This window comes from Chitinophaga rupis (assembly GCF_900109685.1).
Lineage (GTDB): Bacteria > Bacteroidota > Bacteroidia > Chitinophagales > Chitinophagaceae > Chitinophaga > Chitinophaga rupis.
This window is the reverse complement of record NZ_FOBB01000001.1, coordinates 1,265,478-1,286,812: the sequence shown is the minus strand read 5'-3', so window position 1 is coordinate 1,286,812 and position 21,335 is coordinate 1,265,478. Positions and strand designations below refer to the sequence as shown.

The 21,335-nt window shown below is 48.2% G+C and carries 18 protein-coding genes and 1 tRNA gene; 11 read left to right on the top strand and 8 right to left on the bottom strand.

What is annotated here, in order from left to right; translation table 11 throughout:
* The first annotated feature begins 7 nt into the window (after positions 1 to 7).
* Positions 8 to 2,281 carry a patatin-like phospholipase family protein gene (locus BMZ54_RS05130; RefSeq protein ID WP_089907096.1) on the top strand — a complete coding sequence of 758 codons (2,274 nt, stop codon included), beginning with the start codon at positions 8 to 10 and terminating at the stop codon, positions 2,279 to 2,281.
* Positions 2,282 to 2,531: 250 nt separating this feature from the next.
* The gene (locus BMZ54_RS05125; RefSeq protein WP_143080912.1) at positions 2,532 to 2,969 is read left to right on the top strand and encodes a hypothetical protein; all 438 of its coding nucleotides are present in this window, start codon (positions 2,532 to 2,534) and stop codon (positions 2,967 to 2,969) included.
* Between the two features lie 41 nt (positions 2,970 to 3,010).
* Here the strand turns inward: BMZ54_RS05125 and BMZ54_RS05120 are convergent, their stop codons facing one another.
* Positions 3,011 to 6,019 (bottom strand): serine hydrolase domain-containing protein, encoded by a 3,009-nt coding sequence (locus BMZ54_RS05120; protein ID WP_238386494.1) that lies wholly within the window; start codon positions 6,017 to 6,019, stop codon positions 3,011 to 3,013.
* Between the two features lie 258 nt (positions 6,020 to 6,277).
* Between BMZ54_RS05120 and BMZ54_RS05115 the strand changes: the two genes are divergently transcribed.
* From BMZ54_RS05115 to BMZ54_RS05105, 3 genes are all read left to right on the top strand, one after another.
* Positions 6,278 to 6,865 carry an adenylate kinase gene (locus tag BMZ54_RS05115; protein WP_089907091.1) on the top strand — a complete coding sequence of 196 codons (588 nt, stop codon included), beginning with the start codon at positions 6,278 to 6,280 and terminating at the stop codon, positions 6,863 to 6,865.
* A 239-nt stretch (positions 6,866 to 7,104) separates the two neighbouring features.
* Positions 7,105 to 8,091, top strand: coding sequence for a GTPase ObgE (obgE, locus tag BMZ54_RS05110; protein WP_089908393.1), 987 nt, complete (start codon positions 7,105 to 7,107; stop codon positions 8,089 to 8,091).
* A gap of 128 nt (positions 8,092 to 8,219) precedes the next feature.
* Positions 8,220 to 8,654: an acyl-CoA thioesterase gene (locus BMZ54_RS05105; protein ID WP_089907089.1), complete on the top strand. Its 435-nt coding sequence runs from the start codon at positions 8,220 to 8,222 to the stop codon at positions 8,652 to 8,654.
* Positions 8,655 to 8,656: 2 nt separating this feature from the next.
* Here BMZ54_RS05105 and BMZ54_RS05100 read toward each other — a convergent pair whose 3' ends face one another.
* Together BMZ54_RS05100 and BMZ54_RS05095 are read right to left on the bottom strand one after the other, a co-directional pair.
* Positions 8,657 to 9,889: a multidrug effflux MFS transporter gene (locus BMZ54_RS05100; RefSeq protein ID WP_089907087.1), complete on the bottom strand. Its 1,233-nt coding sequence runs from the start codon at positions 9,887 to 9,889 to the stop codon at positions 8,657 to 8,659.
* Between the two features lie 102 nt (positions 9,890 to 9,991).
* A complete protein-coding gene (locus BMZ54_RS05095; protein WP_089907084.1) occupies positions 9,992 to 10,915 on the bottom strand; it encodes an acyl-CoA desaturase in 924 nt (307 codons plus the stop codon).
* A gap of 182 nt (positions 10,916 to 11,097) precedes the next feature.
* Here BMZ54_RS05095 and BMZ54_RS05090 point away from each other — a divergent pair, with 182 nt between their 5' ends.
* Together BMZ54_RS05090 and BMZ54_RS05085 are read left to right on the top strand one after the other, a co-directional pair.
* Positions 11,098 to 11,838 (top strand): hypothetical protein, encoded by a 741-nt coding sequence (locus BMZ54_RS05090; protein ID WP_089907083.1) that lies wholly within the window; start codon positions 11,098 to 11,100, stop codon positions 11,836 to 11,838.
* The gene (locus BMZ54_RS05085; RefSeq protein ID WP_089907081.1) at positions 11,838 to 12,503 is read left to right on the top strand and encodes a DUF2306 domain-containing protein; all 666 of its coding nucleotides are present in this window, start codon (positions 11,838 to 11,840) and stop codon (positions 12,501 to 12,503) included. The genes BMZ54_RS05090 and BMZ54_RS05085 overlap by 1 nt, the downstream gene beginning before the upstream one ends.
* Here BMZ54_RS05085 and BMZ54_RS05080 read toward each other — a convergent pair.
* The 4 genes from BMZ54_RS05080 to BMZ54_RS05070 all read right to left on the bottom strand — a co-directional run bounded on the left by BMZ54_RS05080 (position 12,486) and on the right by BMZ54_RS05070 (position 14,373).
* The gene (locus BMZ54_RS05080; RefSeq protein WP_143080911.1) at positions 12,486 to 13,610 is read right to left on the bottom strand and encodes a TPR end-of-group domain-containing protein; all 1,125 of its coding nucleotides are present in this window, start codon (positions 13,608 to 13,610) and stop codon (positions 12,486 to 12,488) included. The genes BMZ54_RS05085 and BMZ54_RS05080 overlap by 18 nt on opposite strands.
* A 98-nt stretch (positions 13,611 to 13,708) precedes the next feature.
* Positions 13,709 to 13,781: transfer RNA gene (locus tag BMZ54_RS05075), tRNA-Thr, on the bottom strand.
* Between the two features lie 76 nt (positions 13,782 to 13,857).
* Positions 13,858 to 13,998, bottom strand: coding sequence for a hypothetical protein (locus BMZ54_RS32900; protein WP_156093009.1), 141 nt, complete (start codon positions 13,996 to 13,998; stop codon positions 13,858 to 13,860).
* Positions 13,999 to 14,373 (bottom strand): DUF7674 family protein, encoded by a 375-nt coding sequence (locus tag BMZ54_RS05070; protein WP_089907076.1) that lies wholly within the window; start codon positions 14,371 to 14,373, stop codon positions 13,999 to 14,001. It abuts the gene before it with no gap.
* 339 nt (positions 14,374 to 14,712) lie between these two features.
* On the opposite strand from BMZ54_RS05070, the gene BMZ54_RS05065 reads away from it, so the two are divergent.
* The gene (locus BMZ54_RS05065) at positions 14,713 to 15,480 is read left to right on the top strand and encodes a DUF72 domain-containing protein (RefSeq protein WP_089907074.1); all 768 of its coding nucleotides are present in this window, start codon (positions 14,713 to 14,715) and stop codon (positions 15,478 to 15,480) included.
* 371 nt (positions 15,481 to 15,851) lie between these two features.
* On the opposite strand, the gene BMZ54_RS05060 is transcribed toward BMZ54_RS05065, so the two are convergent.
* Positions 15,852 to 16,157: a YbaB/EbfC family nucleoid-associated protein gene (locus tag BMZ54_RS05060; RefSeq protein ID WP_089907072.1), complete on the bottom strand. Its 306-nt coding sequence runs from the start codon at positions 16,155 to 16,157 to the stop codon at positions 15,852 to 15,854.
* A gap of 95 nt (positions 16,158 to 16,252) precedes the next feature.
* On the opposite strand from BMZ54_RS05060, the gene BMZ54_RS05055 reads away from it, so the two are divergent.
* The 3 genes from BMZ54_RS05055 to BMZ54_RS05045 are packed head-to-tail and all read left to right on the top strand — an operon-like array spanning position 16,253 to position 21,202.
* Positions 16,253 to 17,491: an NAD(P)/FAD-dependent oxidoreductase gene (locus BMZ54_RS05055; protein WP_089907070.1), complete on the top strand. Its 1,239-nt coding sequence runs from the start codon at positions 16,253 to 16,255 to the stop codon at positions 17,489 to 17,491.
* An 8-nt stretch (positions 17,492 to 17,499) separates the two neighbouring features.
* Positions 17,500 to 18,606, top strand: a complete 1,107-nt coding sequence (locus BMZ54_RS05050; protein WP_238386493.1) for a DUF2891 domain-containing protein — start codon at positions 17,500 to 17,502, stop codon at positions 18,604 to 18,606.
* 28 nt (positions 18,607 to 18,634) lie between these two features.
* Positions 18,635 to 21,202 carry a DUF3857 domain-containing protein gene (locus BMZ54_RS05045; protein ID WP_089907068.1) on the top strand — a complete coding sequence of 856 codons (2,568 nt, stop codon included), beginning with the start codon at positions 18,635 to 18,637 and terminating at the stop codon, positions 21,200 to 21,202.
* Positions 21,203 to 21,335 lie beyond the last annotated feature (133 nt).

Here is a 21,335-nt window from a genome sequence, read left to right as displayed (position 1 = left end):
TTCAGGTATGTTACTATCACTTTACAGAACGGCTATACATTGCTTACGCCAGTTCACCGTTTACCTGCGCCTGTTCTCTGTATTTGCAGCAGCTATTATATTGCTGATGCTGGCGGCCTGGTGTTTCTGGTGGCTTCCGCAGGGCATAGATATTATTGTAAAGGCCACAGAAACGAGGTGGAGCGGTATAGTGGTTTTACTCATGCTATTCTTCTGGGCTTATGTGAACTGGTACTCCGGCCGTATAGTAGCTTACCGTAAAGATCTGCAGTATGGCTGTTTTACAGGCCGGCTGGCGCGGCAGCTTATTTCACACCTGCCGCGTATACTGGGTTATTTATGCTTTGCTGTTACTGCGTTGGCCATTTTGCAATGCCCCGTAGGCATAGGCCCGCTGGGCAGCTGGTTATGGGCGCTGCTGGGCCTGCATTTGCTATTATATATTGGCATTAGTTATTTAATGATCCGCTGGGGTAATGTACTGCGCAAACGCAAAAAATTGATGCTCGTTTGCACGGTATTACTGATATCTATTTTTGTGGCTATCGTATTATGCGGGTGGCTCAATACCGTAACCTCCCTGGTGGCGGGCATTACCTGGATGCAGTATGCCGCGCTGTTCCTGGTCAATAACCGCAGCAAGCTGGTGTTGCGCAGCAACCGGTGGACGAACCCCCTGTTTGTGCGGGTGCTCAAAACTGTGTGGAACAACCATAAAAAAAACAACAACATGTCCAGAACAGCAGAGGAAGCGCTGCTCTTCGTAATTTTCAATGTTATTTCCGTACTCGCCACCATCTGCTACCTTACCGCTATTTTTTACCTGCCCTTTGCCAACCTTATTGGCAGCTTTCCCTTTGCTTTGCTGGCTTTGGGTGTGCTGCTGGGATTTTTCAATATCATCTCGCTTTCCTCCATGCTATCGGGCATTAATGTAACAGTGGTATATATTGCGCTGCTGGTGATCCTTGGTTTTATATTTGAGCCGCACTACGCACGTATTATAAAGGACCGTGAAAACAGCACCCAGCTGTTTGATAACCGGCAGCACCTGGAAGAATATTTTATTAACTGGGTGCAGCAGCGGCAGGCTGTTATACAGCGGGATAGTATTTACCCGGTATTTTTTGTGCTGGCCGATGGGGGCGCCTCCCGCTCCGGTTACTGGACAGCCGCAGTGCTCAGCCGCCTGGAAGAAGGCTCCAACAGCCAGTTCTCAAAACACCTGCTGTGCCTTTCCGGCGCATCCGGCGGCAGTGTAGGCAACAGCACCTTCTTTGCTTTATTACAAAAACGCGACAGCATTTACCGCGGGCATCATACCCTCTTGCGGGAAGCGCAGGATTACCTGAAATCCGACTTTTTAACGTATAGCCTTGCACGTATGATGGGACCGGACCTGTTCCGTCCCGTGTTCCCTTTCCCCTTTGTCTATGACCGTGCAGCCGCACTGGAATATGCTATCGAAAACGCCGCGCCGGATTCTGTGATCATGCGCAAGGCATTTGAGCAAAGAATGTCGGCCCTTGTAACCCGGCAGCAGGATAGCGCTTACACCTTACCTATATTATGTATTAACACTACCCGCATGCAGGATGGCACGCCCGGTGTAGTAAGCAACATTAATATTGATTCTACCATCTTTGGTAAACGGATGGATGTGCTAAGCTTGTTAAAACCGGGGGAAGATATGCGCCTGAGCACTGCGGTAGTATTAGGTGCGCGCTTTCCATACATAAGCCCTGCCGGCCGCATACACGACAGTTATTTTGTAGATGGCGGTTACTTTGATAATTCAGGCGCCGGCGTAGTACATGAAATGATCTTAAAGCTGAACCAGTGGGTGCATGACAGCAGCAGCTATTACCCGCAGCTGAAAAATCTGCAGCTGCCTAAAAAGCTGCGCTGGTATGTAATACACATCACCAACTCCAGCCGGGAGCCTATGCAGCTGCACAAAGTACATCCCCTGGTAAATGATCTGCTGGCGCCGGTGCAAACACTCATTGGTTCTTACGGTACGCAAACCATTGTAAATAATCTGCGCCTCATTAATTATTTGCGTGAGATCAATAAGGATACTACTTACTTTCCCATCTCCCTTTATGAAAAAAGTGACAGCAATACCTACGCTATGAACTGGGTTATATCTGATACGACTATACGAAAGATGAACGACCGTTTATATCATTATCCGCGCCTGGATTCGCTCATCAGATGGATCCGCTACAATTTTAACCTGCCCGCCGGAGAAGTGTCAGAGTTACGTCAAGAAATTTAAGGCCCTGAAAATTTCTTACTAACGTCAACCGCTATATGAGCGCTTGATTTTCAATCACTCATACGCCGATTGTATGGCTTGCGGGCATTTATGTACAAACAATCCATCATAAATTTTTAATGGGTGCATAACGTTCTGTTAACATATGATGTACTATCTTTGCGGCGACAAAAACAAAAAAGTCAAAAAGGCATTAAGTATTAGCTAATACTGCCCCCGAAAAATTTAAACATTTAAACAACTTAATGTCATGAAACACATGTCCAAAACCGCTACTATGGCTATTGCTGCCATGCTGTTAACCGCTACCGGCGTTGCTGCTCAGGAACATACTTTTGCGCTGAACACCGCCCGTGCTACCGCTACGCATTTTTCATCTGATGTGCCTAGCAATTTTAAAGTGAACATTTCCCAGCCCAGGAAAGATTCCCTGGTATTTCGTGTAAGCGTTGAAAATCCCGGTGCCGACAAAGTAATACTGCTGATAAAAGATCAGAACCACAACGTATTACACCGCGAAATTATTCCCGCTACGCCTGTATTCATGGGCCGTTACAACCTGCAGGGCTTAGAAGACGGTAACTATACCTTTGAAGTAAGGAATGGTAAAAATGGTGTGATCCAACGTTCAGTAGAGATCAAAACCCAGCTGTCTGTAAACAGGTTGGTATCCGTAGAAAGCAAATAGTACGCTGTGAATGGTGCAGTGCCTGCACTTCATTATTCACCCTACTTCATTGCTTTGTATAATGTTTCTAAAATTTGTTCTCGAACGTGCAATGTGCTTAGTTTGAGATTGGCGCCGCCCAAAGGGCATACCCGGTTACTAAGGAATACAAACACCAGTTTATACTGTGGGTCTACCCAGATACAGGTTCCTGTGAACCCGGTATGCCCGAAAGTAAGGGGAGAGGCGCTGGCGGCCGGATAAGGATCTTTGCGATGTGCATTATCTCTTTCCGGTTTGTCGAAACCAAGGCCACGCCTGCTTTGCGGCGTACCATAGGCACTGAACATTTGAATTGTTTCCGGTTTAATAAACTGCATATCATTATACCGGCCCCCGTTCAGTAGCATTTGTAACAACACCCCGAGATCATTCGCGTTAGAAAACAATCCTGCATGACCGGCAACGCCGCCAAACATGGCTGCACCAGGGTCGTGTACATCACCACGTATCAGCTGCATGCGGAACGTATGTTCAAATTCCGTGGGCGCTATACGTTGTAAAGGAAAACGTTCTCTTGGGCGGAAACCAGTGGTTTCCAGCCCCAGGGGATCGTAAAAGGTTTCTTTTACATATTCATTCAGCTTTTTACCGGTAAGCTGCTCTACAATCTTGCCCAGGAAAATAAAATCCATATCGCTGTACACATAACCCTGGCGCGGATTCAGCTTGCTATCCAGCATAGTCTTATACATCACCCCCACGTAATTGCTGTCCATATACATATGATCTGCTACCCGTACGGTATGCAGTGAATCCGCATCTTTATGATACAGCACCGTATCCGGCATGCCATTGCTATATAATGTTGCCTTATAAAAAGGAATGAAAGCCGCCAGGCCGGCCTGGTGCAGCAGAATATCGCGAATGCGCAGGTTAGCTTTATCCGTACCTCTTACAATAGGCAAATAATCGCCCAGCTTAGCATCCAGCTTTACCTTGCCTTCATCATACAGGCGCATAATGGAAATGGTGGTGGCGCAGATCTTTGTTACGGATGCAAGGTCATATATAGAGGATGGCGTTACCTCTTCCCAGCGGTTGTATTCATAAAAGCCAAAACATTTATCGTACACTACACGCCCATCCTTCAGCGCCAGCACCTGGCAGCCCGGGGCCGCGCCCTGGTCTATCATGTTTTTGGCAATACCGTCTATTTCGTTTAGCACGGCCGATTTCATACCCACTTCTTCCGGTGTAATTTTGGGCAGCGTAATAAACTTAGGCAGCTCATAGGTGATGCCGCTGCCAGAGGGAATGTTGCATACAGTCACCGGCAATTTTCCCTTGGGCGCTATTTTGCCAAACAGGATGCTGGCTGCTGCTTTCTGGGTAATATCATCATCCTCATAAGCAGCCATAATGGTGGGCGCTTCGCAAAAATATTGCAATGCATAAGGGTTGCCAAAGGCCACCAGCACAGAAGGCATTTCCTGCTGCAGCTGCCGTACCAATACTTTTTCTGCTACGGTAATGCCAAAGCTATTAGCCGGGCGGCGGTTGTAATTGTGCAGGCTAATGATCACCTGCTTATAGTCCCGCTGCAGCTTGTTCATCAGCACCGCTACTTCCTGTAAGCTCTGGCGGTTGGTAAATACAAACACATCCGCATCCGGGCGGTAGGTTTTAACCGTTTCCAAAAAGGTATTGGGTCCATCTGCACCTACGGCTACCACGGCCATCTTTTCTTTCTTAACGGGAAACATCTTGAAAGGCACCAGGCGGTTATCATTCTTTATCAGTGTAATGGCCTGTTCCGCAATCTGTTTCTTTAAAGTATCTGTTTTAGCATTCAGGTCATCGGTCAGGTGCGCTGTATCTATAATCTGTGGTTTATTAAGGCCCAGGTTATATTTGGCCACGAGCACTTTTTTTACGCGCTTGTTCACCTCCGCCCAGCTGATCTGCCCGCGTTTTATACCGCGCATAATAGCGGCCACACTGCCCTCTGCCGTGGAGGGCAGCACCAGCAGGTCATTACCGGCCAGTAGGGACTGTAATGCCTCTTCCCCTTTGGAGTAAAACTTGGCAATGCCCTTCATTTCCAGCGCATCGGTTACTACCAGGCCCTTAAAGTCCAGTTCATTTTTTAGCAGCCTGGTGGTAGCATTATAGGAGATAGAGGTAGGTGTATTAGGCCGCTTATCAATAGCCGGCACATACAGGTGCGCCACCATAATAGAACCTACGCCGGCTGCAATAGCCTGCCGGAAAGGGTATAGCTCCAGTGAATCCAGCTGCGCGCGGCTTTTGCCTATCACCGGCAGATCCAGGTGAGAGTCTACATCCGTATCACCATGACCGGGAAAATGCTTGGAGCAGGCCATAATGCCTGCGGCCTGCATACCCTGTATAGTGGCCACCCCCATGCGGGCTACCTGGTATTTATTTTCCCCGAAAGAGCGGTCGTTAATTACCGGGTTGTTGGGATTGTTATTCACATCCATGTCGGGCGCAAAATCAATATGAATCCCCATGCGGCGGCACTGCTCCCCCAGCAGGTGCCCGTATTGCCAGGCCAGCGTGCTATCCTGCAGGGCGCCCAGCATCAGGTTGCGGGGCAGGCTTATCACGCTGTCCAGCCGCATGCCCAGGCCCCACTCGCCGTCAATAGATACCAGCAGCGGCACTTTGGAAATGGATTGATAATAGTTTGTTAGCTGGGCCTGCCGCACCGGGCCGCCCTGGAAAAAGATAACGCCGCCTACTTTATTGCTGTGGATGTCGTTCACCACTTTATCAATATGTTCCTGCCCCAGGTTGGAATGTGCGCGGATCATAATCAGCTGCGCAATACGCTCCTCCGGCGTAAGCGTGTTAAAAACACTGTCGGCCCATTGGGCTGCCGGACCATCCTGTCCGAGTGTATCTTTTTGTTGCTGCAGGGGCGCCGGTAAAGAGGCTACCTCCTGTGAAAATGTCCTGTCCTGCAATGTGGGCCCTTGCTGAACCGCTTGTCCTGTCATGAAAAACCCTGTGAGGCCCAGTACCATAAATTGCTTCCTCATCATGCCTATAAACATACAAATATTTATATGAGGTTCAACGGATTAATAAAATAAATTATGTATCTGTTTAACGTGCATAAAATAAATGCTTTATACTAAAATCATATTTCAAAAAATTTTATCTTTTTAGCTAATTTTTTAAATGTTGTTAATTATTCCGATAAATTGTTTTATATTATTTAAGCAACGGTAATTTTAGTTACCAGAACATTCAATATTTGTTATATTTGCAATCTTGCTTAATTAAGTTTTTTAAAGAACATGGTCAATATTATTTTATTTGGCCCTCCCGGTAGCGGCAAGGGTACACAAAGTGCTAACCTGATCCAGAAATACGGCCTCATTCACCTGAGCACCGGCGATCTGCTGCGAAGCGAAATAGGCGCCCAGACACCCCTGGGAATGGAAGCTAAAAAAGTGATGGACCAGGGCCAGCTGGTGCCGGATGAAGTAGTAATAGGCATGATCAGTTCCAAACTGGATGCCAACCCGGAAGCCCGGGGATTTATATTCGATGGTTTTCCCCGCACCTCTGCCCAGGCAGAAGCGCTGGACAAGCTGCTGGCATTAAAGAAAACCAGCATTGCTGCTGTACTAAGCCTGGAAGTGCCGGAAGATGAGCTGATCAAACGCCTGCTGAACCGGGGCCTTACCTCCGGCCGTAGCGATGATGCCAGCGAGGAAATTGTGAAGGCACGTATTGTGGAATATCATAACAAAACTGCCCCGGTGGCTGATCACTATGCCAAATACGGTAAGTTTAAAAAGATCAAAGGCAACGGCAGTATTGATGAAATATTCAGCCTGCTGAGTAAAGAGATCGATGAGCTGGTGAGCGAGAAGGTGTAGTTGGCAGTTAGCAGTGGGCAGTTGGCAGCAGAGAGGTTGAGCAAGTGAATAAGAAGCCCCATGTTAGGCAGCCAGGGCGCTGAGCCGGAATATACGAGCAGTTTGCAGGCCCTGCCTGCGCAAAAATATCATAACGCAAAGATCGTATGTAGCGTGATTGTTTCTTTTCACGCAAACTTCACGATCTTTGCGTTTTTATTTAAGGCAGGGCAGCCCCTGCCACCCGTAAATTGAAGCTTTTGGAAAATTTTGTAGACTATATACGTGTTTTTTGTAAATCCGGCAAAGGCGGCGCCGGCAGCGCCCATTTTATGCGCACCAAATTCAACCCGCAGGCCGGACCTGATGGGGGCGATGGTGGCCGCGGCGGGCACATTATCCTGAAAGGGAATGCCCAGCTATGGACCCTGCTGCACCTGCGCTGGTACAAGAACGTAGTAGCAAAGGATGGCGGCAATGGCAGCCGCAATAATTGTACAGGGGCCGATGGGGAGGATATTATTATTGAGGTGCCACCCGGCACCCAGGTGCGCGATGAGGAAACCGGGGAGCTGGAAGCAGAGATCCTGAACGACGGCCAGGAGGTGATCTTAATGCCGGGCGGCATTGGCGGCCGCGGTAATGCCTACTTTAAAACGTCCACCAACCAAACGCCGGAATATTCCCAGCCCGGTGAGCCCGGCCGGGAAGGCTGGAAGGTGCTGGAGCTGAAAGTGCTGGCGGATGTGGGGCTGGTTGGTTTTCCCAATGCCGGCAAATCTACCCTGCTTTCAACCATCACCGCCGCGAAACCTAAAATTGCCGATTACGCATTTACTACCCTTACCCCTAACCTGGGCATGGTAGCTTACCACAATAATCAATCGTTCTGCATTGCCGACCTGCCGGGTATTATTGAAGGCGCCCACGAAGGCCGTGGCCTGGGGCACCGTTTCCTGCGGCATATAGAACGTAACGCCGTATTGCTATTCCTGATACCGGCGGATAGTAAAGATCACCGGGAGGAGTTTGACATTCTGTTGAATGAGCTGGAACAATACAATCCTGAGCTGCTGGATAAACAATTCCTGCTGGCCATCAGCAAAAGCGACATGCTGGATGATGAGCTGAAAGCTGCTATAGCAGCGGAACTGCCGGCAGATGTACCGCATGTGTTCATATCCTCCGTTACCCAACAGGGGCTGAATGAGCTGAAGGATCTTTTGTGGAAAGCATTAAATAATTAATAGACGGCGCCTATACCTGCATAAATAATATCACTTAAAAAATTCTGGTTTATTGCTGACCTTTGCATTGTCATTCAATGCGAGAGGCCCCTCCCTATTCCAATACTTCTCTTAAAAAAGGATTTTTTATGCAAACGCAAGGACCCGAATTAAAATTCCGCACCCGCAGGTGGGTGAAACCGGAAGACCTGAACCCCAACCACACTTTATTTGGCGGCAGCTTACTGAAATGGATAGATGAAGAAGCTGTGATCTACGCCATTCTGCAGCTTAACAACCCGCATGTGGTTACCAAGTTTATTTCAGAGATCAATTTTATAAGCGCACCCCGCTTAGGCGATATTATTGAGCTGGGCATAGTAGCTACCCACTTTGGTACTACTTCTATTACGCTGAAATGTGAGGTCAGGAACAAGATCACCCAGGAACCGGTACTGGCTATAGAAAAAATGGTGTTCGTAAATGTAGATGAAAGCGGAAAGCCCGCGCCACATGGTAAAACTGCCATTACATTTGCCAAAGACCGCTTAAAGGATAATCCTGATCCTGCAAGGCTGAATTAAGCTCAGGCGGAAAGATCGCAGAGCACCGTTTTACGGGCATCTCTAAGCCGGATCACCCGGGTGCCGGTCAATAAAATGCCCATTGCCAGCAGGGAACAGCCAGCCATTACACCCGTCATAGGAAAAGTAGTATGATCTATTTTGCTTAACAGGCTCACTGCTACAGAGGCCAGCGCGCCTAACCCCATTTGTAAAGCGCCCATGAGCGCAGATGCGCTGCCTGCATTTTTAGAGAACGGCGCCATGGAAAGGGCCGATGCATTGGGGAAAATAAACCCTGCGCATGACAGGTACATGAAAATAAGCACCAGCGTACCGCTAAACCCTATCCAGCCATTTGTGCTGGCAGTTACCAATACCAAGGCTATAATAGTTTGAGTGATCAATGCGGTTACGATCAGTTGCTCACTCTTATACTTTCTGAGCATTACGCTATTCACCTGTCCCGCGCCTATCAAACCCGCTGCCAGCAAAGCAAATATGAGACTGTATTGTGTGCCTGACACTTTAAAGATCTCCAGGAACACATTGGGCGATCCCGCTACATACGTCAGCAATCCTGCAAAGGAAATAGCGCCGGTTAAAGCGTAGGTGGTAAACCGCGGCTCCTGTACTACGGAAAGAAAGCTGCGCGTAATAGGTCCCGGCTTTAAAGAGTAATTAGGATCCGGCGCGCTGCTTTCCGGCAAGCCCCAGAAAGCGGCGGCCAGTATTACGGCGGCCAGCGCTGTAAGAATTATAAAAATGTAATGCCAGCCCAGGAACTCACTTACATACCCGCCAATAGCCGGCGCCAGCATAGGCGATGCGCCTACTACCAGCAGCAGCATGGAAAATACTTTAGCATTATCCTCTACCGGGAACAGGTCGCGCACCATAGCGGTAGAGGCTACCGTTGCAGCACAGCAACCTAATGCCTGCACAAAGCGCAGCACTATCAACGCCTCCACCGACGTGGCCAGCACGCAGCCCAATGATGCCAGCAGGTACACCAGCAAGCCTATATGTAAAGGACGCTTTCTGCCAAAACGGTCCAGCAGCGGGCCATACAGCAGCTGCCCGGCAGACACGCCAATAAAAAAGCTGGATAAAGAAAGTGCCACCGCTGCAATATCGCTATGCAGGTCTTTGGCAATTGCCGGGAAACCCGGCAGGTACATATCAATAGAAAAAGGCGCCAATGCTGTCAAGGCGCCTAATATGATGATGAGGAAGAAATATTTGCTCTTGGTCATACTGCCCGGATATTGGTTATACTTCACAAAAGTACACAACGTGTATTTGAGAGGTATGTACCAAATCCCGGTATTAGTTGTACTTATACCGGATAGGTTTCCCTAGTTTTCCGATTGATATTCCGGCGCCGGTATGGGCACTTTATTTCCTGCAGGTTGGTTCAGCTTGTTACTCTCCTTCACTTTCACCGGTACGCCGCGTATATCCCATACAATACCCAGCGCGCCTAAGGCGCGGATGATGTAGTAAGTGATATCAATTTCCCACCAATAGAAACCCTGCTGGGCAGCGCTTTGATAATAGTGGTGGTTGTTATGCCAGCCTTCACCCAGCGTTACCAGCGCCAGCACCAGGCTGTTGCGGGATTGATCGCCGGTTTTATAACGCTGCTTACCGATCTTATGCATCAGGGAGTTAATGGTAAAGGTGCCGTGAAACAGTATGATGGTGCTCAGGAAAAAACCGATCAGCAAAGTGGAAACACCTGCGCCCCAGTCAAAGAAGCCGGTACCGTTCACTTTGTTACCCACCAGGTATACTGCCAGGGCTAAAACTACCGGTGGCACAAAATGATATTTGTTGAGCCAGTACAGCTCTTTATGTTTCATATCCTTGATGAGCTCATAACGGGTAGGTTTGTATTCCGGTCCCATGATCCAGCCAATATGCGCATACCAGAAACCATACAGGTTTGCAGAGTGCGGATCTTCCGGTGTATCGCTGTGCTTATGGTGAACACGGTGATTAGCAGCCCACCACAGTACCCCTTTCTGAAAGCTGCTTTGCGCTCCGCCTGCCAGTATAAACTGGAAAAAGCGCGATGTTTTAAAAGCGCGGTGCGAAAAATACCGGTGATAACCGCCGGTTACAAAAAACATGCGTACTACATACAGCGCCGCACACAAGATCCAGTCAAACGCCGTTACGTGTGTAAAGAAAGCCAGTAAAGGTATCAGGTGCATGCCCATGAAGTCCATCTCATGCAGCCATTTAGGCCGCTCCCTGTGTTGTTTTGTGATGTTCATTATTCAAAAGTAGGATGATAGTTTGTTTTATCCAATGATTTAAATCATATGGTAACGTACTGTTAAGATATGGTTCATTTATAAAATTAGTACATATCCGGATTATAATAGGAGATTAATACACTTTGGTGTAAATAAATTACCATAGAATTACTTTATTTTACGCCAAATCCTGAATACCTGTGAAATACACTATAACTACCCTTGCCTGCGCTATTATACTGGGCGCATGTTCCGCACCTGCTGCACCGCCCGTTGCCGCTACAGACAGTACTGCTGTTGCCGCCGGGGCACCGGAAGAACGTGCCCAGGGGCTTTATAAAGGCGATTTTGGCGGCGCGCCCATTTTCATTACCATCAACTATACCAGCCCGAATCACCTGGCGGGCTATAATGTGCATAAAGGCTTGCGGCGCAACCTTAGCGGAACGCTGAAACAGGAGGGAGATCGCTGGGTAGCTACCCTCAATGAACCCGGCGATCACCCTTTTGACGGGCATTTCAAACTGGTTTTTGATAAAGAATTTACTACTGCCAAAGGGCACTGGGAACCGTTGGATAAAAAAGCACTGCAGGAAAAAAACTTTACGCTAAACTTCGTGAAACGAACTGAAGAAAACGAAAGTATCAGTGTACTGAACTACCCCTTTACCAGTGAGCAGGGCGAGCTTTACTTTGATGAAGATGGCAGCTGCCTGTTCGACTATTATCCAAAAGTAACTGACAGCACTTACGCTGAACAATCCATTACGCTGAAAGGTACCTGGGAGCAGAAAGGAGACACGATACATGTAAACTGGCAGCCCAATGAAGAATTCCCTAAACGTAACAGCATTTTTATCTTACAGTTTAACGAGGATAAAACATATTCTACCGGCTTAGAAGGAGAAGATATTACATTCAATAAGATGATAGCCGGATAATGCTGCAATACATAAAACGCGGTTTCCTTTTTGTATTTACTGCATTTATACTCTACGGTAGCTGGTTAATGCTGCGCCTCAGCTGGCCCTATACATCCCTTAACCGGTACACGGATTTCCTGATGACCAAACAATGGGTGTACCACATCCGCCACTGGCGGCTAAGCTTTTATACACATGTGTTCATTAGCAGTGTGGTACTAGTTACCGGGCTGTTGCAGTGCAGCTGGTATTTGCTGAAAAAATATCCGCGCGTGCACCGTACCTCCGGTAAAATATATGTGTTAACGGTACTTTGCCTGAGCGGGCCCAGTGGGCTTATTATGTCTTTTTATGCAAATGGTGGAATAGCCGCCCGCATTAGTTTTGTGCTGCTATCCTGCTTATGGCTGGGCAGTACGTATATGGGATGGCGTTATGCCCTGCAAAGGCGCTGGCAGCTACATGGGCAGATGCTGCTGCGTAGTTATGCGTTAACGCTTTCAGCACTTACATTAAGGCTGTATGCTTACCTGATAGATGTGTTCAATATTCCCCTGCATCCTAAAGATGCCTATATTCTTATTTCCTGGTTAAGCTGGACGCTGAACCTGCTGCTCATGGAAGCCTGGATCCGTTTTTTTCTTAAAAAGAGAATTACCCAGCTGTTAACGCATACCCAGTAAGGCCGGCTGCTTGGCAAAATGGCCATCCGCTTCCAGCACATAGTATTCCTTATCCAGCTCTTTCATTTCTATGATCTTGTTATCCTCAAATCCTGCCTGGTACGGATCTTTTTCATACCGCATCTTAAACTGGGTTACCTGCACATCGCCATTGGGTTGTATGGTGGGTATCCGGTAAGGTTCATCCAGCTTCTGGCGCCCGCCTATTAGCATTTTTTGTATCAGCTTACCAGTGGTGGTATAGCTGCATATATAATACAGGGGATCGGCCTCTGAATCGCCCAGCTCTTCCCGTGATGCATAAATGAGGGTACGCACGCTATCCGTACTTTTTACCAATCCAACGTGATAGAATTCATTCCCTACTTCGCGTGAAAATTTTTCGTCGCGCATTTCAGGTATATAACGTTCAAAATCATACGAAATGTAGTGATCTCTCAGCGTGTGTGCATATTCCTTGTCCAGCACTATGGGCAGGTCCAGTACCTCAAATTCCCTGCAAAAGAGGTTCCACTGCAGCTTTTCGGGGTCTGTAGCACCGCCAAATGCGTTGATAACCGTGTGCCGGAAATCCCATTTATAGTCCTCTCTTAAATTTTGCAGGTCCGGGTCGTTGAGTATATTTTTCAGGTTACTGTATCCAAATTCAATAGCTGATACCAGGTAGTATTTGGCTTTTTCGTTCTGTTTTAACCGGGAGTAAGCGCAGGCCTGGTTATATAAAACCCTGTGCAAGGGAGTATAGTCCAGCAGCTCCGCGATGGTATATGCATTGGTGGCTTCCAGCGGCTCATTGCTATCCAGCAGCGCGTTGCCTAATTCATAATAGGCTTTGGCCTGCGGCTGCAGCAGAATGGAGTTTTTAAACAGCGTAATGCTGGCAGCCGGGTTCTTTTTATTGCGGTAAGTATCAATGGCTTGCAGAAAGATCTTGTCGGCCTCCTTATGTTTAACGGCGCTTTCTTTTAATACCAGCTTCACCGTATCCCGGCTATAGAGGGATGAGAGCTGTAAATGAATTGCGCTGTTGTTTGCAGCAGTATGGGTTGTAGTTTGGTGGCATGCAGTAAAACCTGCACATAACAACAATAGGGATAAATAACGCATAACCGGAAATGATTAGGGTATAAATATAAATAGAATTTGTTTAATGTGTGGGGATATAAAAAAGCGGATGGCAGTTTGAATACCATCCGCTTTCACTGAGCCAACCATGGGATTCGAACCCACGACCTACAATTTACGAAACTGTTGCTCTACCAGCTGAGCTAGGTTGGCAGCTGGCTACAAATTTAGTGAACCCTTGCGGATTAATAACAGCAGTCCGGAAATTTATAATTATTGCAGGCAGGGATCAAATAACATAGCGGTACACAGGCAGTGCAATACCCGTACCGCGCACGTTGGCGCTGGCTTCCAATTCTGCTGCTATCGGCAGCGCAAAATCCGCATCGGCCATACCGGCCAGGCGGACCACTATATCCGGACTTTCCATTTATTGAGGATTGATTTGTGTATGCCCACTAAGCTGCTGTTGTATAAACTGGTTATACAGGGAAGCGGGTATCAGTGAATATAATTTTATGCGGTTCACCGCATCTGCAACAGGTATGGCAGATAATGCCGGCAAAAAATGCGCTTCAATAGCGCTTTTCACCACTGCATTTCCCCGCTCATATAAGCGACCGGCCAGCTGCAAACAAGGCATAGCCCGGCTGTAATGCCGTTCCCGTAATTGCTGCAGGGTGTAATTGCTAAGGCAGGTAACTGTTTCGTATATATGAAAAACAGCCGGGAACTGGTGCAGCGCTTTGCGTAATACCGGTACGGTATCTTCTATCAGTGCAGGTACTTCATATTGATTGATCATAACATACTTTTTAATGCTTCAGGAATTGCACCAGTAACTGTGCCAGTAAGCTTACGGCTACCGCACCCACCAATAGGTAATACATGGTTTTGGAGGCTGGTGCGGGAATTTTCTTTTGCGGATGCATATAAATTGTTTTCTCCTGGTATGCCAACCTTGTTCCAATTTGTAACGCAGCTGCACCAATATAGCCCCAAACCTTCTACAGCACATCATTACAGCCGCTCTGCAGTAAACAGCGTATAAGCCCTGCCTGCTCCTGACCCTTCCGTTTCTGCAAACGGCTTTCCATTTCTGAAAACAGGCATTCATGTTGTATAGGTTTTTAGAAAGATTGTTATGAAAAAGTCGCGCACCCCAGCCTGCCACATAGGAACTTCCGGATGGAGCTATAAACACTGGAAGGGGGTGTATTACCCGGAGAAGCTGAAACCCGTGGATTACCTGCACTTTTACAGCCAGGAGTTTGATTGTACAGAAATTAATACCAGCTTTTACCATCTGCCCAAAGAACAAACCGTGCTGAACTGGGCAGCAAAAGTGCCACCCGGCTTTTTATTCTGTCCCAAGCTAAGCCGCTACATTACCCACTTTAAAAAGCTGCACGACCCGGCAGAAGGGATGGAAGTATTTTTTAAGGTTTTTGATCCGGTTGCGGAACGGCTGGGGCCTGTTTTAATACAGCTGCCGGCCCAGGCAGGCTTTAATGCGGGTGTAGCGGAGGAGTTTTACCAGCTGCTATCCACCACCTATAAGCAATATGACTTTTCCATTGAAGTGCGGGATAAAAGCTGGTTCAGCAAGCAAAGCCTGGATCTAATGGAGCGGTATGGAGTGGGCCTGGTAATAGCTAATTCAGGTAAACGGTTCCCTTATAAGGAGGCGGTCACTGCCCGGCATATTTACCTGCGCTTTCATGGCCCGGCGGAATTATATGCCTCCGGTTATGCAGCCCTTACGCTGCGGGCCTATGCACGTAAATGCGCCAAATGGTTACAGGAAAAACACCAGGTATGGATCTTTTTTAATAATGATGTGCATATGCACGCCATAGAGAATGCACGTACACTTAAAACCATGCTGGCCGAGGAGCGGGATAAATTGTGAGGTAATTCCTTTATAGAAGTTGGTAGCTACAAATAAAAATATGGATGAAAGGCCGTACCCTTCAGCTACCAATGGTAACTGCTGCTGCAAAACAATGCATTTTACAGGTGAACGGCTTTCGAAAACGGGAATTTGATTTACGGGATCGGGAATTTACGCGGATCACCAATCGCCAGGCAGGTATTTAATAGCTGCGCTATTGCGGTTCAATTGGTATCCTCCCCTCCTAAAACAGCCCTTTTATTGCTATGCGACCCTAGTGACATCCCTCCCCCTACATAAAACCCTACATCATTTAACCTATCCATTTTCCGCCACAACTTCCGTCATCAAACTCCATCATCCTGCTTCTTACCTCCCTCATCATTTCCTTACATCCCCAGCCCGCCCAGCATACCACCGGCCAAACCTTTCATCTCGCTTTCCCAAAGGTTTTCCGCATTTTTCAGGGCCCGGTTCAGGGCGGTTATCAGCAGGTCTTCCAGCTCTTCCTTATTACCGGGGGCCAGCAAATGGTCGGCAATAGTAATGTTCTTTACTTCGCGGTTACCGGTTACCGCTACTTTTACAGCGCCGTCGCCGGCTTCCCCATCTACCGTTACATGGGCCAGTCTTTCCTTGCCTTCTTCCATTTTTTGCTGGGCTTCCTGCAGCTTGCCAAAGAGATCTCCAAACATAAACTACTATTTAAGGTTACAAAGATAGGATATGGGGTGTTACAAGGTTTATGCCCCAATTCCTTATCTTTCAGGCCAAATTTATAAGAGGAAAAATGATCGAAACCAAAGTTTGTATCATCGGTGCGGGGCCGGGTGGCACTACGGCCGCCCTGCAGCTGGCGCAATTGGGTATTGAGTGTGTGGTGGTAGATAAGGCTGTATTTCCCCGCGACAAGGTATGCGGCGATGGTTTAAGCGGTAAGGTACTAACGGCGCTGGAACAGATTGACCCTGCCGTTGCACAGCGCCTGCGGGAATTTACCCCCAAACAGGATAGCTGGGGCGTTACATTTGTAGCCCCTGGACGCACCAGCATGGAGGTAGCCTATAAACCCAATTACAACCTGCAAACAGATGAACCGGCGGGTTTTGTGTGCAAGCGCATTCACTTTGATAATTTTATGGTGGATGAGGTCAAACGCCGGCCGGAGATCCAACTTTTTGAAGGCGTAACCATTGATAAATATGTGCTGCAGGATGATGGTTACCTGGTAACCGATACTACCGGCAACTTTTCCGTAAAGGCCCCCCTGCTCATTATTGCCAACGGCGCCCATTCCTCGTTCACAAAAGACGTAGCCAACATCCGTATGGAGCCGGCCTATTATGCTGCCGGTGTACGGGCCTATTATAAGAATGTAAAAGGCATGCATGCCGATAGCTTTATTGAGCTGCACTTTTTAAAACCCCTGCTGCCGGGTTATTTATGGATCTTTCCCCTGCCTAACGGCGATGCCAATGTGGGCATGGATATGATCAGCGAAGCAGTGCGCAGTAAAAAAATAAACCTCAAAAAATTATTGACAGATACCCTGGAGCAGGATCCTGTGTTCAAAGAGCGCTTCCGGGAGGCTGAAATAGACAGTCCTATAGAAGGTTACGGACTTCCGCTGGGCAGTAAGAAAAGAAAATTGTCCGGAAACCGTTATATGTTGGTAGGCGATGCTGCTTATCTGGTAGATCCGTTCACCGGGGAAGGTATTGGCAACGCCCTGTATGCCGGCCGTATAGCCGCACAGCAGGCTGCCGCCGCGCTGGCAGCAGGTGATTTTTCGGAAAGCCGGCTGGCCGCTTATGATGAGCGGGTATACCAGGTACTGGGGCCGGAGCTGCAGCTAAGCCACCGCCTGCAAAAGCTGGTAAAATATCCAAGGCTCTTTAACTTATTAATGAAAATGGGGACGCGCAACAAGCAGCTGAAAGAGTTAATATCCTGTATGTTCTATGAAGTGGATCTCCGTAAAAAGCTGGCCAAACCCTCTTTTTATGTACGATTGTTATTAAACAAATAATCTGACCTGTGAAAAAAATCTTATTGGCAACGCTGTGTAATATCAGCATGTTAACCGGTTACGCACAAGAAACATTGTACAACCAAAACGCTGCCGGCCATTTACAGCTTACACCCGCCGGCGCCTCCCACCTGGCCGGGTTACCGTTGCGCTGTATGCAAAAAGAGTTTCCCTATAAAACAGGCGTTACCTTTTCCGATAGCTCACTGGTTACAGATCCTAAAGTATACCACCCTGCCTTTTACGGCTGTTACGACTGGCATAGCAGCGTACACGGGCACTGGATGCTGGTACGGTTGTTAAAATCATTTCCGGACCTTCCGGAAGCCGCCACCATCCGCACTAAGCTGGCAGAGAACCTTACGGCCAGCAATATTCATGTTGAACAACGTATTTATTTTAATAAAGAAAATAAAGGCTTTGAACGTATCTATGGCTGGAGTTGGCTGCTGCAATTACAGCGGGAGCTGCTTACCTGGAAAGATCCTTTGGGCCAAACCCTGAGCCATAATGTACAACCGCTGGCACAGCAGTTTTCCAGCGCCTACATTGCTTTCCTGGATAAGCTGGTATATCCCATTCGGGTGGGCGAGCATACCAACCTGGCCTTTGGCCTGCGCCTGGCCTGGGATTACGCGGTAACCGCACAGGATACGGCCCTGCAAACGGCCATCCGCAAAGCAGCCCTGCGTTTTTATGCGCAGGACAAAGACTGCCCCATTAGCTGGGAGCCCGGCGGGTACGATTTCCTTTCGCCCTGCCTGGAAGAGGCAGACCTGATGTGGCGTATTATGCCGGCAAGCCAGTATACAACCTGGGTAAAGGAATTTTTACCCGGCCTGTTCACCACACCCATTACTATACTTAGCACCGCACAGGTAAAAGACCGTACGGATGGTAAGCTGGTGCACCTGGATGGCCTGAACCTGAGCCGCGCCTGGTGCCTGTATGGTATTGCCCGCCACGTGGATCAGAACCAGGAGGCTATTAAACAGCTGGCGCACCACCACCTGGAAGCCGCGCTGCCCCACGTGGCCAGCGGCGACTATGCAGGCGAGCACTGGCTGGGATCTTTTGCTGTATATAGTTTAACGATAGAGAATAATGACCGCTGAGATTTGCTTGTTTATTTAAAATTCATTCATGTACCGTTCCTACTATCCTTATATACTCAAGTGGCTGTTGATGTTACTGTGCCTGCCCTTACTGCTGCATGCACAGCGTAACAATTTTACCATTACACCCGCTCCTAAATGGCTGGCCCCCTATACGCCGGACCTTAATAAAAAGCCCAACCTGCACGATATAAGCAGCGGGTACTGCCTGCTGCTGCTGGAAGAGCAGCACCATGCAGAAAAGAAAAGCGTTTACCAGCACATCATCCGTCAGATAGTTTCAGAAGCCGGGGTACAAAATGGCGCAGAGGTATCTGTAGATTATGATCCCGCTTATGAGCAGCTGCAGTTTCACCAGCTCATCATACGCCGCGACGGTAAAGTACTGAACAAGCTAAGTGCAGGCCAGTTCCGCATTCTGCAGCAGGAAAAAGAGCTTTCGCGTTTTATATACAGCGGCGTGTATACTGCCTATTGTATTATTGAAGATGTGCGCAAAGGCGACCAGATAGAATACGCCTACACCATTACCGGCCGCAATCCCATTTTTGAGGATAAGTACTTCCGCACCTTTTACTTTGCAGCCTCCGAGCCTATTTTAAATTATTACAAATGCCTTATTGCCTCCACCGCCCGTAACATACAATTCAGGTCATTTAACGATGCACCTATGCCGGTTAAGAAAACATGGCAGGGCATGAACCTGTATGAATGGCAGCCCAAACATATTGCAGAACCGGAAAGGGTGGATTACAGAACACCCTCCTGGTACGATAACTATGCGTATGTGGAGGCCAGTGAATACACCAGCTGGGAACCCATTGTGAACTGGGCCCTGCTGGTAAATGCCACGCATGACCTAAGCCCTGCTTTACAGCAGAAAATAGCAGCCTGGCAAAAAGAAACCGGCAACAACAAGGCGCTGTACATGCAAAAGGCTATCCGCTTTGTGCAGGACGATATCCGTTATATGGGCATTGAAATGGGCGAATACTCCCACCGCCCCAGCCAGCCCGGGAAAATATTGAACCAGCGCTTTGGCGATTGTAAAGATAAATCCCTGCTGCTTTGCACCATCTTACAGGCCAATGGAATTGATGCCAGCATGGCTTATGTAAATACGTTTGCAAAAGCCTCGCTGTCGGAGGCGCTGCCCTCGCCGGTACTGTTCAATCACGTAATTGTATCTGCCAACCTTAGCGGCAATCATTACTGGATAGATCCTACCATTAATTACCAGCGCGGCACCATTGATAACCTTACGGTGCCGGACTATCAACTGGCACTGATCATAAAAAAGGGCACCAATGCATTAAGCAGCATAGACCAGCGCTATAATGGCACCGTACGCATTTCAGAAACCTTTGTGTTGCCGGAAAGCAATAAAAAGCCCGCCCACCTGCAGGTGCTTTCCAACTACAGCCTGCAGTTTGCAGATGACCAGCGGGCGAACTTTGCAGAGAACAGCATGAAAGACCAGGAGCGCGCCTTCCTGGATTATTATAAAGGATTGTATGGTGATGTGCGGGCAGACAGCGGCCTGCAGATCGAAGATGCAGAACCCGAAGACCGTTTTGAAGTAGGCGAATACTATACCATTCACAATCCCTGGAAAGCGGATACTACAGCGGCTAACCGCCAGCAGTTCCATGTGCAGGCCCGCATATTAACAGATATGCTGCCCCGGGTACCGGACGATAATCATACGCAGCCGCTGGCGCTGAAATATCCTTACGCGCTGGACTATACGATCACGCTGCAGATGCCGAATGACTGGGCCATGGATAATACCAGCATGCACGTAAAGAATAAATACTACCGTATTGATTTCACGGCTGCTGTAAATGGCCGCACCGTTACGCTGCATTACCAGTACAACTCCTACCAGGACCATGTGCCGGTTGATTACCTTACCAATTATGTGGACGACCGTAACCAGCTGGCTGAAATAGGCGGCTTTTACCTTTACTGGGACCCCACTGCCGGCAGCAGCACCTCACCTGCCGGGCATAAAGGTATTAGCTGGGTAATGCTGGTTTTATGCCTGCTGTTTGCAGGTATTTTCAGCTACATGGCCGTACGTTTTTATCATCGTTCAGTATTCCCGCTGCAGTATAACCCGGAGTCCTGGGCTATTGGCGGCTGGCTGTTACTGCTGGGTTTTAGCATTACATTTTCCCCGCTTGGCATACTGGTGGATTTAGTACGGAGCGGCTTTTTCAGTAATGCCACCTGGGAGGCTGTGGTGCATGCCCAGGATGCGCAGGTAAGGCTGCTGGTATTTATAGCGGAGCTGGCCTGCAATGTATTCCTGTGCGTATATGCCGTATTGTTAGTGCTGCTGTTTTTCAGAAAGCGGGATACTTTTCCTGCAGCCTGTATTGTTTTTTTTGCGGCGGTGTTAAGCGTGCAGGTGCTGGATTATATAGCGGTAAGCGCTTTAAATAACAACTATGCATGGAGCAGGGACCAGATCACCAATATAAGCAGGGGCATTATAGGAGCCGCCATCTGGATCCCTTATTTACTGCGGTCGGAAAGGGTGCGTAAAACCTTTGTAGTGCCACACCCGTCTGCAGTACAGCGAAATTGGTAATGGAAGGTGAAATTTAAATCTTAAACCAGCGAAGGAGGTTCATGGAGACCATTTAAAAGACTTTATGAACGGGATAAATGCAAAATATAAAAGTGGAATGCAGCGTAGATGGTTTAATATCCAACATCGCTGC